Source organism: Koromonas humicola, from assembly GCF_059726255.1.
This window is the reverse complement of the sequence record NZ_AP040873.1, coordinates 2,991,645-3,014,419: the sequence shown is the minus strand read 5'-3', so window position 1 is coordinate 3,014,419 and position 22,775 is coordinate 2,991,645. Positions and strand designations below refer to the sequence as shown.

Annotated in this window: 17 protein-coding genes and 1 tRNA gene; 10 read left to right on the top strand and 8 right to left on the bottom strand. The window is 54.6% G+C overall.

The genetic code is table 11. From position 1 onward, the window contains the following. Positions 1-35: 35 nt before the first annotated feature. Entirely contained in the window at positions 36-1,163 is a 1,128-nt protein-coding gene (locus tag AC6IZD_RS13140) for a dipeptide epimerase (protein WP_497783768.1), read from the bottom strand. Beyond that, positions 1,160-2,059 carry a C40 family peptidase gene (locus tag AC6IZD_RS13135; RefSeq protein WP_497783767.1) on the bottom strand — a complete coding sequence of 300 codons (900 nt, stop codon included), beginning with the start codon at positions 2,057-2,059 and terminating at the stop codon, positions 1,160-1,162. The genes AC6IZD_RS13140 and AC6IZD_RS13135 overlap by 4 nt, the downstream gene beginning before the upstream one ends. A 303-nt stretch (positions 2,060-2,362) precedes the next feature. Between AC6IZD_RS13135 and AC6IZD_RS13130 the strand changes: the two genes are divergently transcribed. Continuing rightward, positions 2,363-3,514 carry an isomerizing glutamine--fructose-6-phosphate transaminase gene (locus tag AC6IZD_RS13130; protein WP_497783766.1) on the top strand — a complete coding sequence of 384 codons (1,152 nt, stop codon included), beginning with the start codon at positions 2,363-2,365 and terminating at the stop codon, positions 3,512-3,514. Positions 3,515-3,679: 165 nt separating this feature from the next. After that, positions 3,680-6,412: a glycoside hydrolase family 2 protein gene (locus AC6IZD_RS13125; protein ID WP_497783765.1), complete on the top strand. Its 2,733-nt coding sequence runs from the start codon at positions 3,680-3,682 to the stop codon at positions 6,410-6,412. Between the two features lie 28 nt (positions 6,413-6,440). On the opposite strand, the gene AC6IZD_RS13120 is transcribed toward AC6IZD_RS13125, so the two are convergent. After that, a complete protein-coding gene (locus AC6IZD_RS13120) occupies positions 6,441-7,898 on the bottom strand; it encodes an APC family permease (RefSeq protein ID WP_497783764.1) in 1,458 nt (485 codons plus the stop codon). A gap of 242 nt (positions 7,899-8,140) precedes the next feature. Here AC6IZD_RS13120 and AC6IZD_RS13115 point away from each other — a divergent pair, with 242 nt between their 5' ends. From AC6IZD_RS13115 to AC6IZD_RS13100, 4 genes are all read left to right on the top strand, one after another. Further along, positions 8,141-11,551 (top strand): TonB-dependent receptor domain-containing protein, encoded by a 3,411-nt coding sequence (locus AC6IZD_RS13115; RefSeq protein WP_497783763.1) that lies wholly within the window; start codon positions 8,141-8,143, stop codon positions 11,549-11,551. A gap of 109 nt (positions 11,552-11,660) precedes the next feature. After that, positions 11,661-12,659 carry a glucokinase gene (gene glk, locus AC6IZD_RS13110; protein WP_497783762.1) on the top strand — a complete coding sequence of 333 codons (999 nt, stop codon included), beginning with the start codon at positions 11,661-11,663 and terminating at the stop codon, positions 12,657-12,659. 167 nt (positions 12,660-12,826) lie between these two features. Continuing rightward, complete coding sequence (gene nagA / locus AC6IZD_RS13105; protein ID WP_497783761.1) at positions 12,827-13,981, top strand: N-acetylglucosamine-6-phosphate deacetylase; 1,155 nt, start codon at positions 12,827-12,829, stop codon at positions 13,979-13,981. 313 nt (positions 13,982-14,294) lie between these two features. Then, positions 14,295-15,083: a hypothetical protein gene (locus AC6IZD_RS13100; RefSeq protein ID WP_497783760.1), complete on the top strand. Its 789-nt coding sequence runs from the start codon at positions 14,295-14,297 to the stop codon at positions 15,081-15,083. 556 nt (positions 15,084-15,639) lie between these two features. Here the strand turns inward: AC6IZD_RS13100 and AC6IZD_RS13095 are convergent. Then, entirely contained in the window at positions 15,640-16,293 is a 654-nt protein-coding gene (locus AC6IZD_RS13095) for a hypothetical protein (RefSeq protein ID WP_497783759.1), read from the bottom strand. Beyond that, complete coding sequence (locus AC6IZD_RS13090) at positions 16,290-16,493, bottom strand: hypothetical protein (protein ID WP_497783758.1); 204 nt, start codon at positions 16,491-16,493, stop codon at positions 16,290-16,292. Before AC6IZD_RS13090 ends, AC6IZD_RS13095 begins: the two co-directional genes overlap by 4 nt. Before the next feature lie 1,076 nt (positions 16,494-17,569). Between AC6IZD_RS13090 and AC6IZD_RS13085 the strand changes: the two genes are divergently transcribed. Beyond that, complete coding sequence (locus AC6IZD_RS13085) at positions 17,570-18,838, top strand: tyrosine-type recombinase/integrase (protein ID WP_497783757.1); 1,269 nt, start codon at positions 17,570-17,572, stop codon at positions 18,836-18,838. A 47-nt stretch (positions 18,839-18,885) separates the two neighbouring features. Here the strand turns inward: AC6IZD_RS13085 and AC6IZD_RS13080 are convergent. The 3 genes from AC6IZD_RS13080 to AC6IZD_RS13070 form a co-directional block, all read right to left on the bottom strand. After that, positions 18,886-18,962 (bottom strand) — tRNA-Arg (locus AC6IZD_RS13080). A gap of 30 nt (positions 18,963-18,992) precedes the next feature. Next, positions 18,993-19,610 carry a hypothetical protein gene (locus tag AC6IZD_RS13075; protein WP_497783756.1) on the bottom strand — a complete coding sequence of 206 codons (618 nt, stop codon included), beginning with the start codon at positions 19,608-19,610 and terminating at the stop codon, positions 18,993-18,995. Further along, a complete protein-coding gene (locus tag AC6IZD_RS13070) occupies positions 19,610-20,653 on the bottom strand; it encodes a YheT family hydrolase (protein WP_497783755.1) in 1,044 nt (347 codons plus the stop codon). Before AC6IZD_RS13070 ends, AC6IZD_RS13075 begins: the two co-directional genes overlap by 1 nt. 99 nt (positions 20,654-20,752) lie before the next feature. On the opposite strand from AC6IZD_RS13070, the gene AC6IZD_RS13065 reads away from it, so the two are divergent. The 3 genes from AC6IZD_RS13065 (at position 20,753) to AC6IZD_RS13055 (ending at position 22,751) form a co-directional block, all read left to right on the top strand. Further along, positions 20,753-20,977 carry an FmdB family zinc ribbon protein gene (locus AC6IZD_RS13065; RefSeq protein WP_497783754.1) on the top strand — a complete coding sequence of 75 codons (225 nt, stop codon included), beginning with the start codon at positions 20,753-20,755 and terminating at the stop codon, positions 20,975-20,977. A gap of 64 nt (positions 20,978-21,041) precedes the next feature. Next, complete coding sequence (locus AC6IZD_RS13060) at positions 21,042-21,767, top strand: hypothetical protein (protein ID WP_497783753.1); 726 nt, start codon at positions 21,042-21,044, stop codon at positions 21,765-21,767. A 6-nt stretch (positions 21,768-21,773) separates the two neighbouring features. Continuing rightward, positions 21,774-22,751 carry a site-2 protease family protein gene (locus AC6IZD_RS13055; RefSeq protein ID WP_497783752.1) on the top strand — a complete coding sequence of 326 codons (978 nt, stop codon included), beginning with the start codon at positions 21,774-21,776 and terminating at the stop codon, positions 22,749-22,751. Positions 22,752-22,775 lie beyond the last annotated feature (24 nt).

Below are 22,775 nucleotides of genomic sequence, written 5' to 3'. Positions count from 1 at the left end.
GGTACTGCGAAACTTCACTGGTTCAGCGTTGGTCCTTAAGAGGGCAGTACCTTCAACCCTAGCCCCGGTCCCGTTGGCAAAATCAACTTACCGTTGTGCACTTTCACGCCCTCGTAGGGATCGTTTGCGATGAGTAGATTTCCATCGAGATCTGCGTAGTCCACGAGAGGCGTCAAATGGGCTGCGGCGGTGCAGGAACATGAACTGGAGATCATGCAGCCAAGCATTACCTTCAGATTCAAGGCGCGAGCCAGCTTGATCCATCGGTAGGCTTCCATGATGCCGCCGGATTTATCGAGCTTTACATTGACTCCGTCATAAGCTTCCGCAAGGTGGGGAATCTTCGATGCGTCGGTGCAAGCCTCGTCCGCAATAATTGGGATGTGGACCTTGCTGCGCACGTACTTGATTTCTTCGAACATGTGCGCCGGCATGGGTTGTTCTATGAATTCCACACCTTGTGATTCAAGCCAATTGATCTTGCGAATCGCTTCTTCCTTGTCGGTCCAGCCTTCATTGGCATCGACGCGAATGGGTTTCTTGGTGACGCTGCGTACGGCTTCGATCGTTTCCTCGTCAGTCTTCAACCCAACCTTGACCTTTAGAACAGGGAAGGCTTCTGCTTCACGCGTCTTCTGCCGCGTAATCTCGGGTGTGTCGATCCCAATCGAAAACGTGGTGACAGGCGTATCAACCGGGTCGAGTCCGAAATACTCGTATAACGGAATTCCCAGCTTTTGGCCGATCCAATCGCAAACTGCGATATCAACGGCCGCCATCGCTGCATGCTGCTTGTCCCCAAGAGCGCGACGTGCCTCGGTAAGAAACTTCTCAAACTTCATGGGATCGCCGGTTGCAATTCGGTCAACGATTGCGTCAATGGCTTGCTTCGCCTGCTGGGGATACTCCTCATAGCGAATGATGGGCGCGCCTTCGCCGTGTCCGGTGATCCCATCGCGCTTGTATTGGAAGTGAACGGTGTCACGATAGGCGCTGGAGGACATAGTCGTTGTCCATGTGTGGCGAAGCGTGAGACGCTTCAGTTCGGCTTTCACTTCTGCCTTGCCGCTCGTTGTAGTCATGTTTGTGGCGTTCAAGTCTGTTCCCATTGCCGCGCTCACTCCGATTGCACCTGCGGCCTTCAACCAATCCCGTCGATTCATTGCTTCACTCTCCGTGCAGCCACCAGCAGTTTCGTCCAAGGCTCATCATCTAGCTTGCTGATCTGGATAGAGGGATGTGCGTGCGTCGTATCATGAATGAATTCGCCGCCTCCGATGTACATGCCCGTATGCGTGATCTTTCCCGTGGATTCACCGAAATAGAGCAGGTCTCCGGGTCTCAGATCTTTGCGCTCGACGGGAGCCACTCCACTCCAGCTTGCCTGCGCATCGGCATCACGCGGCATGATGATTCCGCGCTGGCGAACGAGCATCTGCATGAACCCTGAGCAGTCGTATCCGTAGGTGGAAGTTCCACCCCAGGTATAGGTAATGCCCAGAAACTTGCGCGCCAGTTGAACGGTCTCATCAATGTTCAAAACAGCAGGATTCTCTGCAACATCGCCGCGCTGTACGTACGCTGTCCGGCCATCGACCAGTCTTACTTGCAGCCATCGCTCGCCACCTCCAACCTTTACGGGGACTACTTCCAAACGAGCTTCCCAAGGCAGATTCAGCAGCGGAGCATGTTTCGTCACATCCGGTTCACGGTAAACATTCGCACTCAATTGGATAACTTGAACCCCTTTGCCATGCGGAGCGTATTCTGCACGCAGCACCGTCACGTTCGATGCCGCAACCCATCCTTCATAGGCATCTGCGGTGCGAATCTTGATCCACTGGCCATTCTTCGCAACTTCGAGCACGCTGGTGCCGTAAAGAGCTTGCGAGATAACTTCTCCATCGGTCGAAGCCAGGGAATACATATTGATCACAGGTTTAGAGACGACGTAACTGGCCGCTGCGTCCGATGATTCTCCAACTGCAACGCAAGCACAAAACATAACGGCGACCGCCAATATGGTTCGAATTTCGAGTAGTGCAGCCGGAATGTGCATGAATACTCTCTTCCTCAGCTCTGAAGTTTCAGAACGAAAGTTCACGTGCTCGTCTGGCAGCAATGAAACGAAGTTATCACTACAGAGCACAAGTTGTGATCTCTTTTAATACCTGTTCAATCCCTAGTCTTCTGTCGCTCGTGTGATCTTTCGTGTTGACAGAAGACCCATTATAGAGCTAGTTTCGATCAGTAACGAACTCAAAACGATCATAGTTGAACACAAGTTCGTGATCTTTTGAACAGGAAAAAGCAGGAGTTTGAGGCAGTGTTCCAGCACTCAAGATAATGAAGGAGTTTTAGAATGTCTCATACGCAAAGCGTCATTGGAGGGCCGTCCTCACCGTTCGCGCATTTCATGTTGAAGGAGATCTACGCGCAACCTGACGCGATTCAAGAGACAATCCGTTCTCACGTTGATGCAAAGGGAAACATCACGCTGGATCGGGACCCTTTCACGGCCGAACAACTGCGATCTCTTGAACGCATCACGATTGTTGCCAGCGGAGCCAGCCGCCACGCCGGATTAGCAGGCAAGATCATGATCGAAACCCTGGTGGGCATCCCCGTTGACGTGGAACATGCAAGCGAGTACTGCTATCGGAAACCGGTGTCGCCTCTCCATAGCCTTGCAGTCGTAATCACACAGTCTGGAGAGACAGGGGACACGATCGCCGCCCAGCGGACCGCCGCTGATGCAGGCTTCCCGACGTTATCAATCTGCAACGTCGAAGACTCCACCATTGTGCGCGCGAGCGATGGCGCTATGTTCACCCATGCGGGCAAAGAGATTGCGATCCCTGCGACGAAGAGCTTTACCACCCAGCTCACGGCAATGTACTTGTTCGCGCTCTATCTCGCCAAAGTGCGCGGCACCGTTTCCGATGTGCAACTCTTATCGCTAGTAGAAGAACTGAAGCAGATTCCCGGCAAGATGGAAGACTCTATCGAGGACATGGATGAGCAGGCAGCTCGCATTGCGAAGAGCTACTACCAGCACCAGAGCTTCCTCATTTTAGGACGTGGAGTGCATCACCCTATCGCTCTGGAAACTGCCCTCAAACTGAAGGAATCAGCGTACATCCATGCGGAAGGATATGCCGCGGGCGAGGTGCGCCATGGCCCGACAGCCTTGCTCGATCATTCGACCCCGGTAATCATCATTGCGACTCGCGATAAGACGGATGCTGAGTCCATGGTTCGCTACGAGAAGACCGTTGCGCTGGCTGAAGAGCTTTCCGCCCAGTCTGGCCAGGTGATTCTCGTTGCCTCTGAAGGCGATAGTTGGGCACAGAAGTTCGTTCGGAGCCTGATCACAATTCCCAAAGCACCGGAACTTCTTCTTCCGTTACTGGAAATCGTATCTTTGCAACTGCTTTCTTATCACATTGCAATACTCAATAACGTAAACGTGGATCGTCCTCGCCACTTGGTCAAGTTCGTAAGGCAGGATTGACTCTCTCCGGCCGAGAGTTGCGGTTGAGAGTCTATTCATTGCCGAACGAATAACCTCCAACAGGTCGTGTCAGGGCGATTCCCATTATTGCCGTGCACGACCTGATTTTTTTAGTTCCGTTTATGTTCGATTTTTGAGCCTGCTGTTGCCGACCGAGGTCAATTTATGGATAGCATTGCTGCCGGTCATTCCAGACATAGCAGTCCGTTTCTACTTGCCTTCATCTTGTTTCTGTTTCCGTTGATTGGACTCTCCCAGAGTGTTCAAAAAGCGCCCACTCCTGCACCAGACACTCGCATACCTTTACGGGAAGGATGGCAACTCCATTCTTCTTGCGGGCAGAACTTTGATGGTGCAACGCTGAGCACAAAGGCATTCCACCAGGACTCAACTTGGATCAATACGACTGTTCCGAACACAGTGCTGGGTTCGCAGATTGCAGCGGGGCAATTCAAAGATCCGTTCTTCGGCATGAATCTGCGTGACATTCCGGGAACGGACTATCCGATCGGGAAGATCTTCACCAATCTTCCTATGTCGGAGAGCAGTCCGTACCATTGCTCGTGGTGGTATCGCAAGGAGTTCTCTGCGCCCCATCCCGCAGGCGGCAAGACATGGCTGCGATTTGAAGGTATCAATTACCGTGCCAACATATGGCTGAATGGAACCAAGCTGGCCGACACTCGGCAGGTTGCGGGAGCTTATCGTGCCTATGACTTCGAGATCTCACCGTTGCTGCAACCCGGCAAGAATGTGCTCGCCGTCGAAGTGTTCGCACAGACGGAAAACGACCTCGGTATCAACTTTGTAGATTGGAACCACGGGCCAGCGGACAAGAGCATGGGGCTTTGGCGCGAGGTGTACCTCTATGAAACTGGCCCGATCATCGTGCGCAATCCATCCGTCAGTTCGCATTTTGCAAACGACAACCTGACGGCCGCCGACCTCACGGTTGTTGCTGATGTTGAGAACGCAACGGAACACCCGGTGAAGGCTACTATCACGGCGCAACTGTGCGGCACATCCGTAGAGCGAGATTTAGAGTTGGGGGCAAATGAAAAACGGGTCGTGCGCTTTGGTCCCGAAACGTATCCTCAACTGCACGTAAAGAATCCGAAGGTCTGGTGGCCCGCGCAGTATGGCACTCCTCATCTTGAGACACTTGCCTTAGCAGCTCGTGTAAACGGAAGAATCTCTAGCGAGAAGAAGATTCGGTTCGGCATTCGCGAAGTGCAAGGAGACTTGAATGCCAAGGGATACCGCCAATTCCGCATCAACCGCAAGAACATCCTGATTCGTGGCGCGGGTTGGTCCCCAGATCTGTTCTATAGAGAGTCGGAGAAGCGCATTCGACAGGAGCTTGAGTATGTCCAGCACATGGGACTGAACACAGTGCGTCTCGAGGGCAAGCTTGGCTCCGAAGATTTCTTCAATCTTGCGGACCAGATGGGAATTCTTGTGATGGCAGGCTGGTGTTGCTGTGATCACTGGGAGCACTGGGACAAGTGGACAACCGACGATCACAAGATCGCGAACGCTTCACTTGCCAGCCAGATTAGTCGCTTGCGCGCGCACCCTAGTGTGTTCGTGTGGCTGAATGGCAGTGATGGTCCGCCTCCGGCCGACGTGGAAACCGACTACGTCAACATCTTGAAGGAGCGGGATTGGGTAAACCCGTTCGTCAGCTCTGCCTCGGCGAAGCCAACCAGCGTTACAGGCGCAAGCGGCGTGAAGATGTCAGGTCCGTACGATTACGTGCCGCCAGAGTATTGGTATTTGGACACTGCGAAACTTGGTGGTGCGTACGGCTTCAACACCGAGACCAGCCCCGGTCCGGCCATACCGCCCATCGGTAGCATTCGACGAACTCTGCCGGAAAAGAGCTTGTGGCCGCAGGATGAAGTGTGGAACTTCCATGCTGCGATAGGGAAGTTTGGGCAGTACAACATATTCAACTCCGCCATGGAGAGCGAACTAGGAAAGGCAAACAGTCTCGAAGACTACGTCCGCAAGTCGCAGTGGATGGCTTACGACGGCCAGCGCGCCATGTTCGAAGCGTACTCGGCAAACAAGTACACGTCCACGGGCGTTGTGCAGTGGATGCTGAATAACGCCTGGCCTTCCTTCATGTGGCACCTCTACGACTACTACCTGGTTCCCGCTGGAGGCTACTTCGGTACTCGAAAAGCGAATGAGCCGGTTCACGTGCAGTATCGCTATGGCGAACGTACTGTCGATGTCGTAAATTCCACCCTTTCGGCTAAGAATGCGCTGAAGGTAACGGCGCGTGTGTTGACGCTGGAGGGCAATGAAAGCTTCTTGAAAGAGCAATCGCTGGATCTTGCGCCTGACTCCGTAGTGCGTACCATCACTATTCCGGAGCAGCCCGAAGCTTCATTCCTCAAGCTGGAATTACGCAATACCGAGGGCAAGTTAGTCAGTGAAAACTTCTACGTGCTCACAAAAACGTTGGCCGACCTGCAGTGGGACAAAAGCAACTATTTCTACACTCCTGCGACGCAGTACGGTGACATGAGCGCATTGCAACAGCTTCCGAAAGCGGACCTGCACGCGGTAGTGCAGGAGCAGGCAACAGGCAAGGGCGTAGTTCGACTCACGAACCGTGGCAAAGGCGTTGTATTCCTTGTTCAGGCTTACGCAGTCGACTCCAAGACAGGCAAACTCCTCGCGCCCATCTTCTGGAGTGACAACTTTGTTTCGCTGCTTCCCAATGAGTCCCGCGAATTGAAGTTTACGATTCCGGACGCCGCAGCTTCCCGGTATGCGATCAGGGTTGAGGGATGGAATGCCGACGCGCAGACCTTGGCACCGTCGAAGTCGCGGCCGCAAGCGGCGCATACTAACAAACAGAAACAATCTCACTTCCAACAGCAGTAACTAACAGGCGGCTTTCGACGCTCCATGCCTACTCGGCAGGAGCGTCGAATACCACCAACTCTCTGCGGAAACCGCGAGTTCTGAAAGCGCCGTACGCTACGCCTCCTGCCAACCAGAGCGCACCGAATATCTTTGTCTTCCATGCCAGATTCCACCAGATGAATGCGCAAATGCAGAATCCGGCAAGCGGACACAACACATGAAAGAAGACCGCTCCCAAGCCGCGATTACGGTCGCGTAAGAAATAGCGCACAAAAGCCGCTAGGTTCACGCCCATGAACGCGATGAATGCTCCGAAATTCAGCAGTTCTGCGCCGGATTCGTACGACATGAAAAACGCGCCGCTCAGGGCAAGCGCACCAATCAGCAGGACGTTATTTGCCGGCACTCCGCTGCGTTCGTCCACCTTGCCAAAGAATGATTTTGGTAGCGCGTCGCCGCGACCCATCCCATAGAGAAGGCGTGCGGCACCCAACTGCGCTCCCATGCCAGAGCCGATATTTGCAACGAGCAGTGTGAGGTTTAGCAGGTGGAAGAGCCGCAGTCCGCCCACCTTGCCCGCAACATCCACGTACGCCGTGTCAGCTTGTGCCAGCGGATGCGTCCACGGCGAGACTAATTGCGCTGCATACACTTCCACCGAACTCAAAATGCCAGTGACTAGGCAAACCAGTACAGTCGCCAGCAGTATGTTGCGCCGAGGATTCTCGACCTCTTCCGAAAGAGTAGATATGCCATCGAAGCCAATGTAGGTGAGAACCGCCAACGAGGTGCCCTGGAAGACAGCGGTGCTCGAGAATGTTCCCGGATCGTAGAACGGCCGAGTGTAGAAGCCAGGAATCTTGGGCTGCATTCCAGTCACATACCGAAACGCCGCGACCAGGAAGATGCCCACCACAATTGTCATTCCGGCCGCCATCCAGTTATTCAACTTCGCAGAGGTCCTTACGCCCCGCAGATTTAGCACCGTAAACATGAGGGCAAAGAACACCATCCATACAGCATGCGGAATGTGCGGAACCAGATTCTGCGAGAGGTCACTGCAGATGATGATGCAGATCAGTGGATTCAGCAGGTAGTCCATCACCATGCTCCATCCCGTCAGATAACCAAGCATGGGGCTCAGTTCGCTGCCCACATATGTATAGGCAGAACCTGCGCTCGGATAGACACGCGCCATTTTGCCGTAGCTGAGCGCGGTGAACATCATCGCGACCATTGCGATCAGAATGGTCGTCACTACATGCCCATGAGCTTTGTTCGCGATCCCGCCGAAGATTCCCATGGGCGCAATCGGTTGGATGATGATGATGCCGTAGATGATCAGGTTCCAGAGAGTGAGCGAGCGTCGGAGGTGGGCTCCGCTTTTGGGCGTAGAAGTCGTGGCAGCAGACATGGGCAAGTTCCTGTTGGCGGCACGGCATTCCGCCTCCAGAGCGCAGAAACGGTCACTAATCCCCGTGCTTGCCTGAACGAATGTGAACATATCAGGTCGATCGCCTTCCTTGCAATCCTTAGTTATTTGCAACGCACGGCGCCTCCGGGACGTGCTGTATCTGAGCATTGCGGGCGCTGCCAGTGTTGATTCTCGGGCTTAATAATTGTTGACAGAGTCACTTCGATGGAGGTACGTTGTTTCGATCTGTAACGACCATAAACGATCAAATTCGTGAAATGGTCGAGGAAGTTGGGCACAACAATCTGTAACTGAGTTTTAGGAGAGGCTGAATGCGCCTACGAAATATGCTGTTCGTGCTCATGCTGGTGCTCTCGGCATCGCTGGTGGTTCACGCACAGGAAATCACCGGACAGATCCGCGGCACCATTACTGACTCTACCGGCGCGGTAATCCCCAACGCGTCGGTCACGGTCACAAACACTGATCGCAATCAGGCGATACGTACTTTGCACACGGGACCTGCGGGCGAATATGTTGCCCCTTTGCTTCCCGTCGGCACCTACTCTGTATCTGTGTCGGCCACGGGCTTCCGCACGGTAGTACACAAAGACATCGTGCTGAATGTAAGTGACCGCCTAACGGTGGATGCGCAACTTGTACCGGGATCTGGAAACGAAATTATCTCGGTTGAAGCCGAACCCGCGCAGGTAAATCTTGATACTGCGGCCGTGGAAGGTTTGATCGCTGGTAACCAAGTTCGCGAACTTCCGCTCAACAATCGCAACTACGAGCAGTTGGTCACGTTGCAACCGGGCGTCACGAGCAACGCCGCCGATCAGATTTATGTCGGTACGACGAACCCCACCGGACAGGTCAACGTAGTTAGCTTCGCCATCAACGGTCAGCGCCAAAGCCAGAACAACTGGACGATTGACGGCGCCGATAACGTCGACCACGGTTCCAATATCACCCTGCTGGTGTATCCGAGCGTCGATGCTATCTCGGAGTTCAAGATCGAGCGCAGCAGCTACAGTCCGGAGTTTGGACGCACAGCCGCGGGCCAGATCAACGTCGTTACCCGCTCTGGAGGCAATGCGCTCCACGGATCACTCTATGAGTTCTTCCGCAACGATTGGTTGAACGCCAATAGTCCCTATAACAACTTCAAAAAGGTTGCTCGTCCTGTCCTTCGCTATAACGACTTCGGCGGGACTATCGGGGGACCGGTTTACATTCCTGGCCTCTACAACGGCAGGGACAAGACTTTCTTCTTCTTTTCCGAGGAAGCTCGCCGCGTAACAACTCCGATTACCCAAACGAACGACTACCCGACCGACGCGATGCTGGCGGGCAACTTCGGCACCACTACGGTCTGTACGGCCGTCGATGCTACTGGCGCCTGTACTGCTACGGGCAACACGATTTCCAACATCAATCCCATCTCGGCTGCCTACATCAAGGATATCTACAGCAAGATCGCGAAGATGCCGGGCGTTTACCGCAGCGGCACTCAACTGATCGCTGTAGAACCTGGCATTTTCAACTATCGCGAAGAGTTGTACCGCTTGGACCACGTCCTCAATTCAAAGGTCGCCCTGATGGGCCGCTTCATCAACGACTCAATCCCTACCGAAGAGCCATTCGGATTGTTCGGACCGCAGGCGAACCTGCCGGGCGTGGGCAATACCAAGACGAATTCTCCCGGTCGGCAGTTGATGGGCCGCGCTACGTTCCAGATCTCGGAGAAGTTATATAACGAGGTCGGCTACGCGTACTCCTATGGCGCCATCGAGAGTGATCCGACGGGTCTGGCTTCTCGGACTAATTCACCCGACATCGCCGCGGCAGTCAAGCTACCCTACTCAGTCACCTTGAATCGGATTCCCTCCGTGGTCTTCGATGATCCCCTCGGTGGTACGATTGGCAGCTTTGGTCAGTACCGCGACTACAACCGCAACCACAACCTCTTTGACAACTTCAGCTGGACGCAGGGCAAACATGCCATGAAGTTTGGCATGTCTTTCAACCACTATCAGAAGAAGGAAAACGCCGCAGGCAATAACGCCGGCACCTACGAGTTCAACGGCGACGCACAGCCAGACAACGATGGCCTTACTAATGATTGGGCCAACTTCCTGCTCGGCTTCGCCGACTCGAATTTCTCCCAGTCTTCGCTAGACTTCACGGCGGATATGCGCCAGAACCTCTGGGAATTCTACGGTCAGGACCAGTGGCGTATACGCCCGAACCTGACCCTCACCTATGGACTGCGCTACTCCTACTTCCAGACCCCGTGGGCGAACGGAAAGAACCTGATCTCGTTCGACCAGAACCTATACAGCTCAGCCAAGGCACAGGCAGTGGATGCAACTGGACACCTTGTCTCTGGCACGGGTAACTGCGCCAATGGCAACGGTTGCATTGTGGGCGGCGTGAACTCTCCTTATGGTGAGTCCATCACGAAGCAAGACAAGGCGAACATTGCGCCGCGCGTTGGAATCGTCTGGGATCCGACCGGCAAGGGAAAGACTTCGGTTCGTGCCGGCTACGGCTTGTTCTATGACTCGGTTGCCGCCGGCTTGATCGAAGATAATATTTTCAATAATTCCAGCGATTCGATCCTGGGATCCTTTATCTCTAACCCCGACATCGCCAGCGCTGGCACGCTGCCGTTGAGCATCTACGGTACCGACCCGAACTGGAAGACTCCTTACACTGAGTCCTGGAACCTCGATGTGCAGCAGGAATTCGGCAAGGGATGGTTCGCGGATATAGGATACATAGGCAGCAGTTCGAAGCACCTGACGGGCTTGATTGATATCAATCAGGTGAAGCCGGGAGTCGCGGCAGCCGCCGGCTTGCTGTCTGGTACGCCAGGTAAGGGATGTCTGAAGGCGAACGGAGTTTACTCGAACAGCTCGTCATGCCAGGAAGCTCTAAACGCATATCGTCCGTACGTGGGTTTCATGTCCATCGGCGAGATCTCTCCGAGATTCAGGGGAAACTACCATGCGCTCCAGACCTCGGTGAATAAGAAGTTCGGCACGAATACCACCTTCGGCGCCTTCTACACCTGGTCTAAAGCCCTTACCAACATGCAGACCGACCGTTCGACGGGCATCATGTACAGCTACTGTATCGAGTGTGACTATGGTCGCTCGCAGCTCGATCGCCGTCACGTCTTCAGCTCCAACTTTGTCTATGACACCCCGTGGCTCAAGAGCCAAAAGGGATTTGCTGGACACGTTCTCGGTGGATGGGAGCTCTCCGGCATCCTGACCGTCCAAAGCGGTCTGCCGCTTACGGTCATCGGGAACTCGACAGCGGAAGGCGATGTGATGGCCAGCGGCTATCATGCTCCTGGCGCGGGAAGCATCTCCAGCATCCGTCCCAACCAGGTCGCCGACCCGAACAGTAATGCACCACATTCTTGGACCAAGTGGTTCAATACCGCAGCCTTTGCTTACCCAACGGGCCCCGGAATTGATCTGAGCGGCGTGCCGACCGAACGGCGCGGTGCGGTGAACGGACCTGGGATGTGGCGCTTTGACACGGCCCTGATGAAAAACCTGCGTCTTGTCGAGAAGGTCAACATGCAGTTCCGTGTGGAGTCGTTCAACCTCTTCAACCACAGCAACCCGACCACGATCGGGACCACAGTCGGATCCTCGACCTACGGGAAGGTGACTGGCTCTCGCGACGGTCGTACTATCCAACTCGCCGCGAAAATCCTCTTCTAGAGGCTTAGAAGTCGCAGAGGGGAAGGCAGCGATGAACCTGTCGCTGCCTTCCTGTTCAATCACCACTGATGAAGTTCAGAAATTTGCTGTAACAATTTGGAGTTCTTGAATGATTTTGGCGGGCGATATCGGAGGCACCAAGACTTACCTCGGACTATTCGATGAAGCAGAACCACGTCCGCGTCTTCTGAAGATTGAACGCTACTGCACGAAGCAATTTCCATCGTTGGTCGCAATGGTGCGCCAGTTTCTACCTGAGGCCAGCCGTGTGAGTGCGAGTGCGTTCGGAGTCCCCGGTGCGGTCGTTGATGGTAGGGCGATCATGGCGAATGTCGCCTGGACCGTTGACTGCGCCGAACTGGAGTGCGATCTCGGATTTCCTTGTCGTTTGTGCAATGACCTTGTGGCAACCGGAACCGGAGTGTCGGATATAGATGAAGAGCAGTTCGTAACACTGCAACATGGAGTCGCGGGCCGCAAAGGTCATGCGGGCCTGATCGCGGCAGGCACAGGCTTGGGCGAATGTATTCTCTATTGGGACGGATACAAGCACGTTGCAATGGACAGCGAAGGCGGAATGGCGGGCTTCGCGCCACAAGATGAACTGCAGGCTGAAATCTACAAGTGGATGTCGCGGCGGGCGCCCTCGGTCAGCGTAGAGAGATTGCTTTCAGGCCCAGGATTGGTGAATATCTACGAGTTTCTACGCGAAACGAAGGGCCATGGAACCTGTGCCGCCGAAGTTGAAATAGCGAGCAGCGAGGACAAGGCAGGCGCAATTGCTGCCGCCGCAGAACGAAATGATTGCGAACTGTGCCAACGAGCGCTCGACGTGTTTCTTGCTGTTTACGGTGCAGAAGCGGGCAATATTGCGCTTCGTGCAATGGCGCTCGGCGGAATCTATGTCGGTGGTGGTATCGCGGCGAAGCTGCGCCTGCCCATGCAGAATGGCATATTTATGCAAGCCTTCCGTCAAAAGGATGGCATGTCTGAACTGATGTCGCAGTTTCCAGTGAAGATCATCCTGGAGGAACGCACAGCATTGTTCGGCGCAGCGCGACTGGCGATGCAGTGCGTTAAGCACAAAGCTTGCCTAGAGGTTGGGTGAGAGAGTTCCCGCACACGGCGATGCCGGAGTGCAGGCCGTAAAAGCAGCTTCAATCGGGCCTCGTTCATGCCCAGCGTTACGCTTCTGCTGCAATTCCTCTTTTCTCATTTGTTGAATAATGTTTTTGACCACAATCGCTGCATTAGTTTGGAATAGTAAGGCAAATCATGATCGATGCAATCACGGCAACAGAACTGTATTCTCCAGAACATATCCAATCGCCTCTAGTCCTAGTCGAAGACGGATATATTCTCTCTATTACTTCGCGGGATTCACATCCGATTCCTGCGGGGGCCAGACACTTGGATTTTCCGGGTGCTGTTCTTGTTCCAGGATTCGTTGACATTCATATTCATGGGGCTGCTGGATACGATGTGATGCAGACCAGTGACAGTGGGCTGAAGGAGATGTCTGCATTCCTTTCCTCCAAGGGGGTCGCTGCATTTCTCGCCACTACGGTAACAGCCGAAACCGATGCACTTGTATCGTCCGTAGAGAAAATTGCTGTGCAGATTCGGCACTGGAACTTCGCGGAAGGGGCTCGCCCCATTGGAATTCACCTGGAGGGTCCCTGCATCAGCCAGCAGCGCCGAGGCGTGCATCCTGCGGCCAACATCCTGAACCCCTCCCTCGAATTCTTCGATCGCGTGTATCGTGCTGCAGATGGATACCTTCGGCTGATCACTATTGCACCGGAACTTCCGGGAGCCCTCGATGTGATCCGTGAGGCGGTTCGCCGCGGCGTGAAAATTTCCATCGGGCACACGGACGGAGAAGCAGAAGATGCGAAGGCCGCTATCGCTGCTGGGGCAACCCATGTCACCCACACATTCAATGCCATGCGACCGCTCAACCACCGTTCGCCCGGAGTGTTGGGCGAGGCGCTAAGCAATGCACAACTTTCGGCCGAAATAATCGCCGATGGAGTCCATGTCGATCCACGTGTCATCAAGATCTTCCTGCAGTGCAAGGGGTCTGATAGGGCTGTGCTTGTAACAGATGCAATATCGGCTACAGGCATGGGTAATGGCCGGTTCCAACTCGGGACATTTGAGGTCATCGTCGAGGGCTCGCGCGCCGAATCCGAAGGTCATCTCGCAGGAAGTGTGCTGACCCTTGATAAAGCAGTTCGAAACGTGATGGAATTCTCTGGATGGCCCCTGAATACGTGCGCACGGCTGGCCAGCACAAATCCGGCCAATGTACTTGGAGACGAAACGGTGGGCAGATTGCGTACAGGAGGACGCGCTGACCTCGCAGTGCTTTCGCCTTCCGGAAATGTGCTCCAGAACTTCGTCGCAGGCCAGGCTGCGATCTCTTGAGTTTTATGGTAGGAGCGGCAGGACTCGAACCTGCGACCCTCTGCTTAGAAGGAATTGCCGCACGAAGAATCAACAGTTTAGCTAGGTTTTGCCAGAGTGAGATTCCCCTGTATTTATGCGGGTTTCTCACTCTTTCGTTTTTAAGGATACGAGCGAAAACAACCCGCCACTGGGCACAGAACTGGGCACAGTCTAAAGGCGGAAAGAGTGTTTGTTGCTGGACATCCCTTAATCAGAGACATACGATTATCGGCGCGGCTGGTCCTCCAGCTACCCCCCGCATATATCTCGTTTGCCTATAGGAAGGGATATCTTGAAACGCTTCCACCTTCTCGCGTTCGCTTTGGTCAGTACCCTACTCGGAATCGGTTGCGGTGGTGGCGGCAGCAGCTCAAGCTCGACGCCGCCCCCGCAAACGGTATCACTCGCAGGCGATTGGCATATTGTCGCCACCCAGTCAGGCACGCCGACAGATCCCATTCAAATTGTCGTTGAGGCACATTTCAATTCGCAGAACGTAGTGACAAGCGCATTTGCATTTATGTACAACGTTCCGGGTTTGTACTATACCGCCGGATCGCCGTGTTCGGGGGTTTACTCACCTCAGCAAACAGTGACGGCGTCCGTGAGTGGTCAATCCGTTTCGCTAACAATGGGAAATTGTCAGTTCAAAGGTAGCGTTTCAGGCAGTTCATTCACTGGCACGTTCTCGACGACTACGCCCGGACTTGTGGCAGGCACGTTCACGGCTGCGCCTGTTGGGAATATTCCGTCCACCACCTTTAGCGGTACGACCGACGATAACAGTTTTGGAAATTTTCCCCTTGGTGTTTCCTGTCCTTACCAGAAAATAGACACAGGGATTCTCGTCTCTCAGACTTCAAATGCCACTTTCTCCGGGCAATATAGCTGTGCTCCAAGTGTGAATCCTAGTCCACAGGCATTCGGAATGCAGGGTACCCAGACTGGATACGCGTTTCTAATGTCTGGAACGTTTGGGAGCACCGTCGCTTTCTATCCTCCACAACTGCCGGGAACTGAGGTGCTATATCTCTTTGACCCAACTACGGGGAATAGCGGAGGAGCTTTGCCATTGAAGTGAGCATTTTCTAGATGCGTATGGAGAATATCAATCTACACGCATCTGCGTTCCGCGAGTTTTCTGCAGCTCGAAGCGACGCCGGGGGGCTTGAAATCTGAATGCCCCCGCTAAATCAGTGAGTAAGTGCTTGTATTTCACCCTCGTTGTGGTTGTGATGTGCGCGTTATCTGGCGTCCAAATGGATCTTAACAGCCACTTATAAGGCGCTAAAGTGGCGTCCATTTAATGCGCGATGCTCTAGAGAATCCAACACGTAAACACGGAGAATGGCCCAGTGACGATCAACCCTTTCAACTCCATCAATGAAGTGAAAAAAACAGCCGCAGATCGCGTTTATCACAACAACAACAAATGCGCACCCGGACAAGATATCCCCAGAAGAGAGCGTCGCCCAGGAACTGCTGGATATAGATTGTGCAAACATTGCAAAGACCTAAACACTAAGGCTCGTTGACTCTGACTACCTAGGGCGGGCAGCGGAGGCAGAAGGGGGCTTTCCCCCGACTGCCCCCCAACGGAGAGAGAAAGGGTACCTCTGCCGAACTCCGCTCATAGGCTACCCTCTCCAATCTGGTGGGAAGAACTTCGCTCTCAATTCTTCCCAGACTGGGTGATCTAGCTCCTCACAGGTGCCGAACTTATCGAGTGCAATTCTACGCATACGCTTCTTGAATGCGAGGAATCTTTCGTCTGTCATCTCTCCGTGCTTTTCATCTTCAAAATCGTTTTGCGGCGCAGCACTGTTCTCTGACTTATTCAGAACCTGATTACGGGTTGATTGGGTGCATCCTGTGCGGGGTGTGACGTTCTGGCGTGCGGCACCCTCCGCATCCCTTGCGGGAGTATCCGCACAGCTTGCGCCCTCAGCCGCGAAGGGCAACTCACTTTGCGGCGGGCTTTCGTCCTCTGGTTCGATGAAGTACGGGTGAATCGACCCGCGCTCTGGGTGAACGGCATAGACAGGCATCGAGATTCCGGCAACTGGCTTCCATCGAATGCGCTCTACAATGCCGGACTCTTGCAAGTCGTGCAGAGCGTACTGAATAGAACGCTCCCCCCATCCCGTCATAGCCTGCAAGCGTTTCTGACTGGGCCACGCTCCGTCCTGTGGTCTTTTGTCGCTCAAATGCGATGCCAACGCAATCGCTACCGCCTTTTCGCACTTCGGCAGTTCAATCTTTAATAACTGCTGAATGATTCTGATGCTCATTGCCCGTCCTCGCCTTCCGGCACAGTCTGAAGCTCATGGAGAACTCGCGTTTCGTCGCACCGGTTTCTGTTCCGCCAGTCTGTAATCATGGCGAGCAAAGCAGAAGCGACATATGCGCTTTCCTCGTTCGTTCCGTGATCGCGCACCAAGATTCCAAGTGCCCGCTTCTCCCATTCGCGTGCCCGCTCCTCGTCGATCATTGGCAGCGCTCCTCTCCGCTTGGTTCGCTTGTCTTGGGCTGCTGATTGCACAACGCTATGAACCGCTCCAATTCGCTTTCACGCAGCATTGTGCGGTTTCCTACTTTCGTGCGCTGCAAACGTCCAAAGGTCGGATGCCCCTTACTGCACCATCCGTGAACAGTCCAAGTTGAAATTCCACCAAGCGCTTTTGCGGCGTCCTCAATAGACAAGAGCCGATCCATTTGTTCCCTCCTCCAGATTTGAATTGACAACTCAGCACAACAACGCTAGCATCCATCTTAACGATAAGCAATACGTTATCGTTATTACTGTATAGAGTGCTTTTGAAGTGCTTAACGTTAGGAGGGTCGCTTGAGGGGATTAACGAAACAACGCGCTTCTGAACGCGAACGTTTGATCTGGCGGGATATCGTCGATTACGCAAATGCGGATTTCACACTTTCAGATTCCTCTCTCGAAGGTGTCAAGGCGCTCGTTGACCGCAGCTTAGGTGCACAAAGTGTGGGTTTCCATTGGGAGGAGATTGAAGAAGTTCGGCGCAATGCGAAAAGAGAAGGTCGGAAACAACTGGAGGAGAGCCTTCGCTTTTGGGCGTTGCACTACCATTCGGACTTTAGGAATCTGCTTCTCTGGATGTGCGCACCTAAACAGAATCGCGAACTTGCCGTGCGAGCAGTCAAATTCCTAAAGGAAGGATGCGATGGGATCTCGTGGTCAATGGACGCGAACGAAGAGTTCGACGAAGTTGGAGAGAGCGGCTATCCAGTTTTCTTCTTTCCGAGCATTAGCTACTGCCAATCAGTGATGAGTCCAATCTGTACATTCTTGCGGGACCAAATTCTGAAATTCCAAGAGGACGAACTCCAATTAACGGACGCTCTCCCAATTCGCATCTGCGATAACCCCGGTTGCGGCAAATTCAAATTGCCGGAGCGACAGAGAGAGAGCTGTTACTGCTCAGATAGGTGCAGATCGGCCCATTTTCAAAGCAAGCGAACAGCGGAAGAGAAAGCTGAAGCGATGCGTGACTACCGCAAACACCCGAAACACAAAGCCAAGGAACGGAGAAAGAAATGAGCATCTACAAGCGAGGAGGAATCTACTGGTACAAGTTCATGTGGCATGGCGAGATGATTCGCGAGTCCACAAAGCAGGGAAACGACAAGAAGGCGCGCAACATGGAAGCAGAAAGGCGCGCTGGACTGGCGCGTGAGCAAGCGGAACGCGAAACAGCAAAGAAGCAACTTGACTGTGAGCGAGTGGCCCGCTGCGTGGAATGCGGCAAGTGGTTTGATGAAACGCGAGCCATCGGCAAGAGCAAGCAGTGTGTTTTCTGCTCGCATGAGTGCGAGGGCAATTGGCAGCATCGCCATGAAGGTTCAACCACGCTCAAGGATTTCATTGATCGTCAGTTTGAACCGTGGGCGCGTGCTCAGTTCGAGATTGCTTCACCTAAGACTTGGCAGGGCTGGTATAGGACAAGCCTGAAAGCCATCAAGGGCTATGCAAGTCTTGCCGACTGCTCACTTGATGAAATCACCGGAGAGAAGATTGCGGAGTTTGCCGCGCATCGGCAAACACAGGGATTGCAGCCCAGTTCTATCAATGCGTGCCTAAGAGTCCTTCGTCGCACTCTGAAAATGGCTGTCGCATGGGGAGCAACGAAGGTTGCGCCAAAGGTTCAGATGCTACGGGGAGAGCGTCACAGAGAGCGGGTTATCAGCGACAAGGAAGAAGCCCGCTATCTCTCCGCTGCCCCTGCTCTGCTTGCCGATGTTGCGACTGTCTTAGTCGATACGGGGATGCGCCCAGAGGAATGCTTTCGGCTTCGCTGGGAGTCCCTCACTTGGGCGAATGGCAGATTCGGAACACTGCTGGTTACGCACGGAAAGACCGCTGCGGCCCGCCGTCTCATTCCTATGACTCCGAGGGTTCGGACTGTCCTAGACGCGCGCTGGGAGAAGGCTAAGAAGCCGGATGAGGGCTGGGTGTGGACTGCTCCCACAAAGAGCGGGCATATCGAATCCAGCAGTCTCAAGAAGAAACACGCTGGCACGTTCGCAACGGTGAACAAGGCCATTGCGGAGGAAAACAAGACAATCACGCGCGAAGAGGAGAAGCAGAAGCCCATCAAGCCTTGGGTGCTTTACAGCTTCCGTCACACGTTCCTAACCCGCTTGGGTGAGTCTGGGTGCGATGCTTGGACGCTGGCGCGTATCGCTGGACATTCCAGCATCACCATTTCCCAGCGCTATGTTCATCCGTCCGAGAATGCCGTTATGGATGCCTTTTCTCGGCTGAGTGGGCACAAGACTGGGCACACTCCCCGATTGAAGCAATAAGCCCTGTTTGGCGATTCCTTCTAAGTATCTGGAAAAATAAGAGTTAATGGTAGGAGCGGCAGGATTCGAACCTGCGACCCTCTGCTTAGAAGGCAGATGCTCTATCCAGCTGAGCTACGCTCCCATCTTGAATGGGCTGGCGCCCGAAATCATTCTAGCTGAGTTCCGGCGATTCGTGCAGGGGTAGTGCGAGTAAGCACGAGCAGGTGAAGGCTATTGCGCGGTCCCAATTCCTTGATGCTTCATCGCTGGAGGTCCCGTATCCGGTAATGAATAGTGTAAGGCAATAGCCAGTCTCGGATTCGTTCATGGCTTCCGGCGTCGTGTCCGGGTGGAAATAGCAGCGCCGCAGAACGATCTCTGCCGAGGCCGCCAAGTCTTCGTCTTCTTCGAGTTTCTTGGCGAGCACTTGTGCCAGATGCTGATGTAGTTTCAGGTCGTCTCGCTCGGCTCTGAAGCTCTCGGCCAGAACAACGTCAACGTAAGAGCTCTGGGCGAAACTGGCACAGTAGAGGTTTTCTGCGGGATCACACTCCTCACACCAGACGTCGCATTTGGCGGTTTGCCACGGTGACTGTGGGGAGTTTACGGTCTTGAGGAAGTCGCGCAGAGCAGGGAACTGTTGTGCCTCAGGAACGAGGCTGAGTTTCTCTTCAAGAGCTTTTGGATCTCGGCGCAGATCGAAGTACGCAACGCGGCCGTCGGGATCTGCCCATGGAAGTTCCAGGGCGGGTGCAGAAGGGCCGACTTCAATGCTGCTGTCTGCGTCCATTAACGCTCTTGCTGCGAATTGCGGCGTTCGACCCGCGCCAGGAATTCGACTACCTTGCGTTCGGCCCAGCGCCCGTCATCGCCATGCCCATTCGGTTGTGCGACAAAAGCGCAATGGCCTCCGTGTTCCGTGACTAGGAACGTAACGTTGGGATTCTGGTTCAATTTGCGCCGTGTTTCATTCGAGATGACCACGAACGGATCATCTTCGGCATGGATGACGAGCGTTGGAATGGCGATCCGGTCGACCACGTGAGATGAACTGGCGTTGTCATAGTAGTCGTCAGCACCCGTGAATCCCATGTACCTTGCTGTGATGTGGTCATCGAAGTCGCGAACGGAATGCACGTTTTTCAGCAGACTCACGTCGTATTGGCCTGGCCACATGGCTGATTTGCGGCGAAAACTGCGACGCAGCGATTTCAGAAACCACCATTCGTAAAGCCAGTTGTCGGCAGCATGAATGCGGTCGGACGAAAGTGAAAGGTCGCACGCTGGAGAAACAGTGGCGGCAGCGACTACCTGTGGCGGAGTGTCGGTGCCCCATTTTCCGACCGCGCGAAGGACTTGGTTGCCTCCCATGGAGAATCCGACGAGCGCGACACGCTCCAGTCCGTCCGCGGCGATCATTTCTGTGACGAGCTTTTCGACATCCTGCGACAGGCCAGAGTGATAAAGCGTCGCAGAAAGGTGCTCAGTACCGCCACACCCTCGGATGTTCATCCTAACGATGTTCCAGCCTGCGGCCCAGGCGCGGTTAGCGGTACCAATCACATACCCAGACTTGCTGGAGCCTTCGAGGCCATGAACGATCATTAGCGTCAGGCGTTGCTGTCGATCGGGATGCCAGTGACAATGGCACATGATCTGAACGTCCTGCTCGATTTGGAACAGGCGCTCCTCAGGCGCGGGCAGTTGGTCGATGCGGCGCATGAAGTTCCCGGCGATGGTCTGGATGTGACCTCCGCGCAGAAAATGGCGGGGTACGAAGTCACTGGTGATGCCGGCGAAGTTTGCGGGTTGAGCAATTTCCTTACTAGACATGGATATCTTTTTGGGTGCGCAGCGCCCGTATAATGAATGTATCAGTTTCGCCGCAGCGGGTGGCCTGCCCACATGCATAGCGGTGTCGCGGAGGTCGTTATGCCCATTTTTGAATACGTTTGCAAGGGTTGCGGGAAGAAGTTCGAAGCGATTGTCTATGGTTCTAAGCAGTCGGAGTGTCCGGATTGTAAGAGCACGGACCTCGAACAGCAGCTCTCGACGTTTGCGGCGCATGGTACGGATCGTTCGTCCAGTTCGCTGCCCAAGATGCCCTGCGGCATGCCTGCAGGTTCCTGTGGCGGCGGTGGCTGCGGGATGAACTAATCATCACCTGCTCCAGAAGCGGATTTCGGTTTTCCTGTGCTCCGGGGTGTGTTAGCGTTCGCCAATGACAGAGACAAATGATTCGCAGCACGTACCGCAATTCGATACCGCCGAATTCCATGAGCAGCCTGCGGAAAATGCGTGCTGCATCTGTCGCCAGCCAATTGCCGATACCTACTACCGCATCAACGGCTCGCGCGCTTGCGGACCATGTTCGGAGCGCGTGAGGTCGCAGTTGCCCAAAGACACGCATGCAGCGTTCTCCCGCGCCATGTTGTTCGGCGTTGGCGGAGCTCTGCTCGGACTCATTCTGTACGCGGCTATCGGCATTCTGTTCCATGTCGAGATCGGCTTCGTTTCGCTAGCGGTCGGGTGGCTTGTCGGCAGGGCGATGATGAAAGGTTCGCGGAACATCGGAGGCCGACGCTACCAGTGGGCAGCTCTTGTGTTGACCTATGCGGCGGTGTCCGTTTCGGCTATTCCGATTGCCATCGCGCAGTATGTGCACGCCAAACCGCATACCGCGCAGGTGCAGACGCAGAACATCGATGGCAACCAGACATCTCCTGCGCAGTCTCGTGGCGGCAATCTAGCGCAGAAATTCACGTTGGGCCGGGCAGGCGTTTTGTTGGGAATGCTTGTGCTATACGGGCTGGCATCGCCGTTTCTTTCACTGATCAGCAGTCCAATAAACGGGATCATCGGCGTCCTCATATTGTCCGTGGGCATGCGCATCGCTTGGCAGATCGCGGCAGGTCCAGCGATGCCTGCCGTCGAAGGACCATACTAAAGATTCATGTCAGAGTTGAAATGCAATCGGTGTTTCGGGCCCTTGCAGCCTGGCGACAAGGTTTGTCCGCAGTGCAACGCGCTGGTGTATGCCGCGGAACTCGAACAACTGCGCACGCAGGCTCTTGAGCTAGAGCAGCAGGGAAACTTCTTGCAGGCTCGCGACCTGTGGCAGCGTGCATGGCACCTTTTGCCCTCGGACTCGAAGCAGGCGCAGTGGATCGAGAACCGCATTCAGGTTCTTCAGCAGAGTCCTGGAACCGAAAAACCTCGCTCCAAATCAAACTCTTGGGCAAAGCGGTTAGGGCCCTTGGCTCCGATTGCGGTGCTTCTGGCGAAAGGCAAGACGCTGCTGTTCGCGCTGTTCAAGATGAAGTTTCTGTTCAGCTTCGTCGCCTTCCTCGGAGTGTATTGGGCGCTGTACGGCGCTTGGTTCGGTGTTGGCTTTGCAGTGATGATCCTCCTTCACGAGATGGGGCACTTCGCGGAGGTGAAGCGAAGAGGATTGCCTGCCGAAATGCCAGTGTTCCTCCCCGGTCTGGGAGCCTATGTTAAATGGCAGGCTCTCGGCGTCTCGACCGAGGTGCGGGCTCTTGTGTCTCTGGCCGGTCCCGCCGCCGGAACCCTTGCCGCGCTTGTAGCCGCGCTGATCTTCTGGCGTACTCAGAACCCGCTGTGGGCCGCTCTGGCACATACCGGAGGATGGTTGAACCTGCTGAACCTGATTCCCGTCTGGATACTGGATGGGGCGGGGGCCGTTCGCCCACTGGACAGGGTCGGACGAGGCAGTTTGCTGGTGTTCAGCCTTTTGCTGTTCTGGTGGGTAGGTGAAGCCTCATTGCTCTTCGTCGCTGCAGGTTTCGCATGGCAAGCGTTTCAAAAGGACAACCCTGAGGATGGATCTATCACGGTCCAACTGTATTACGCGGGGCTTCTGACCGTGCTTGCATGGCTGTTGCATGCTACTCCGCTCACGCGGATATAGAAAAAGGAAAAGCCTGCTAAGTTG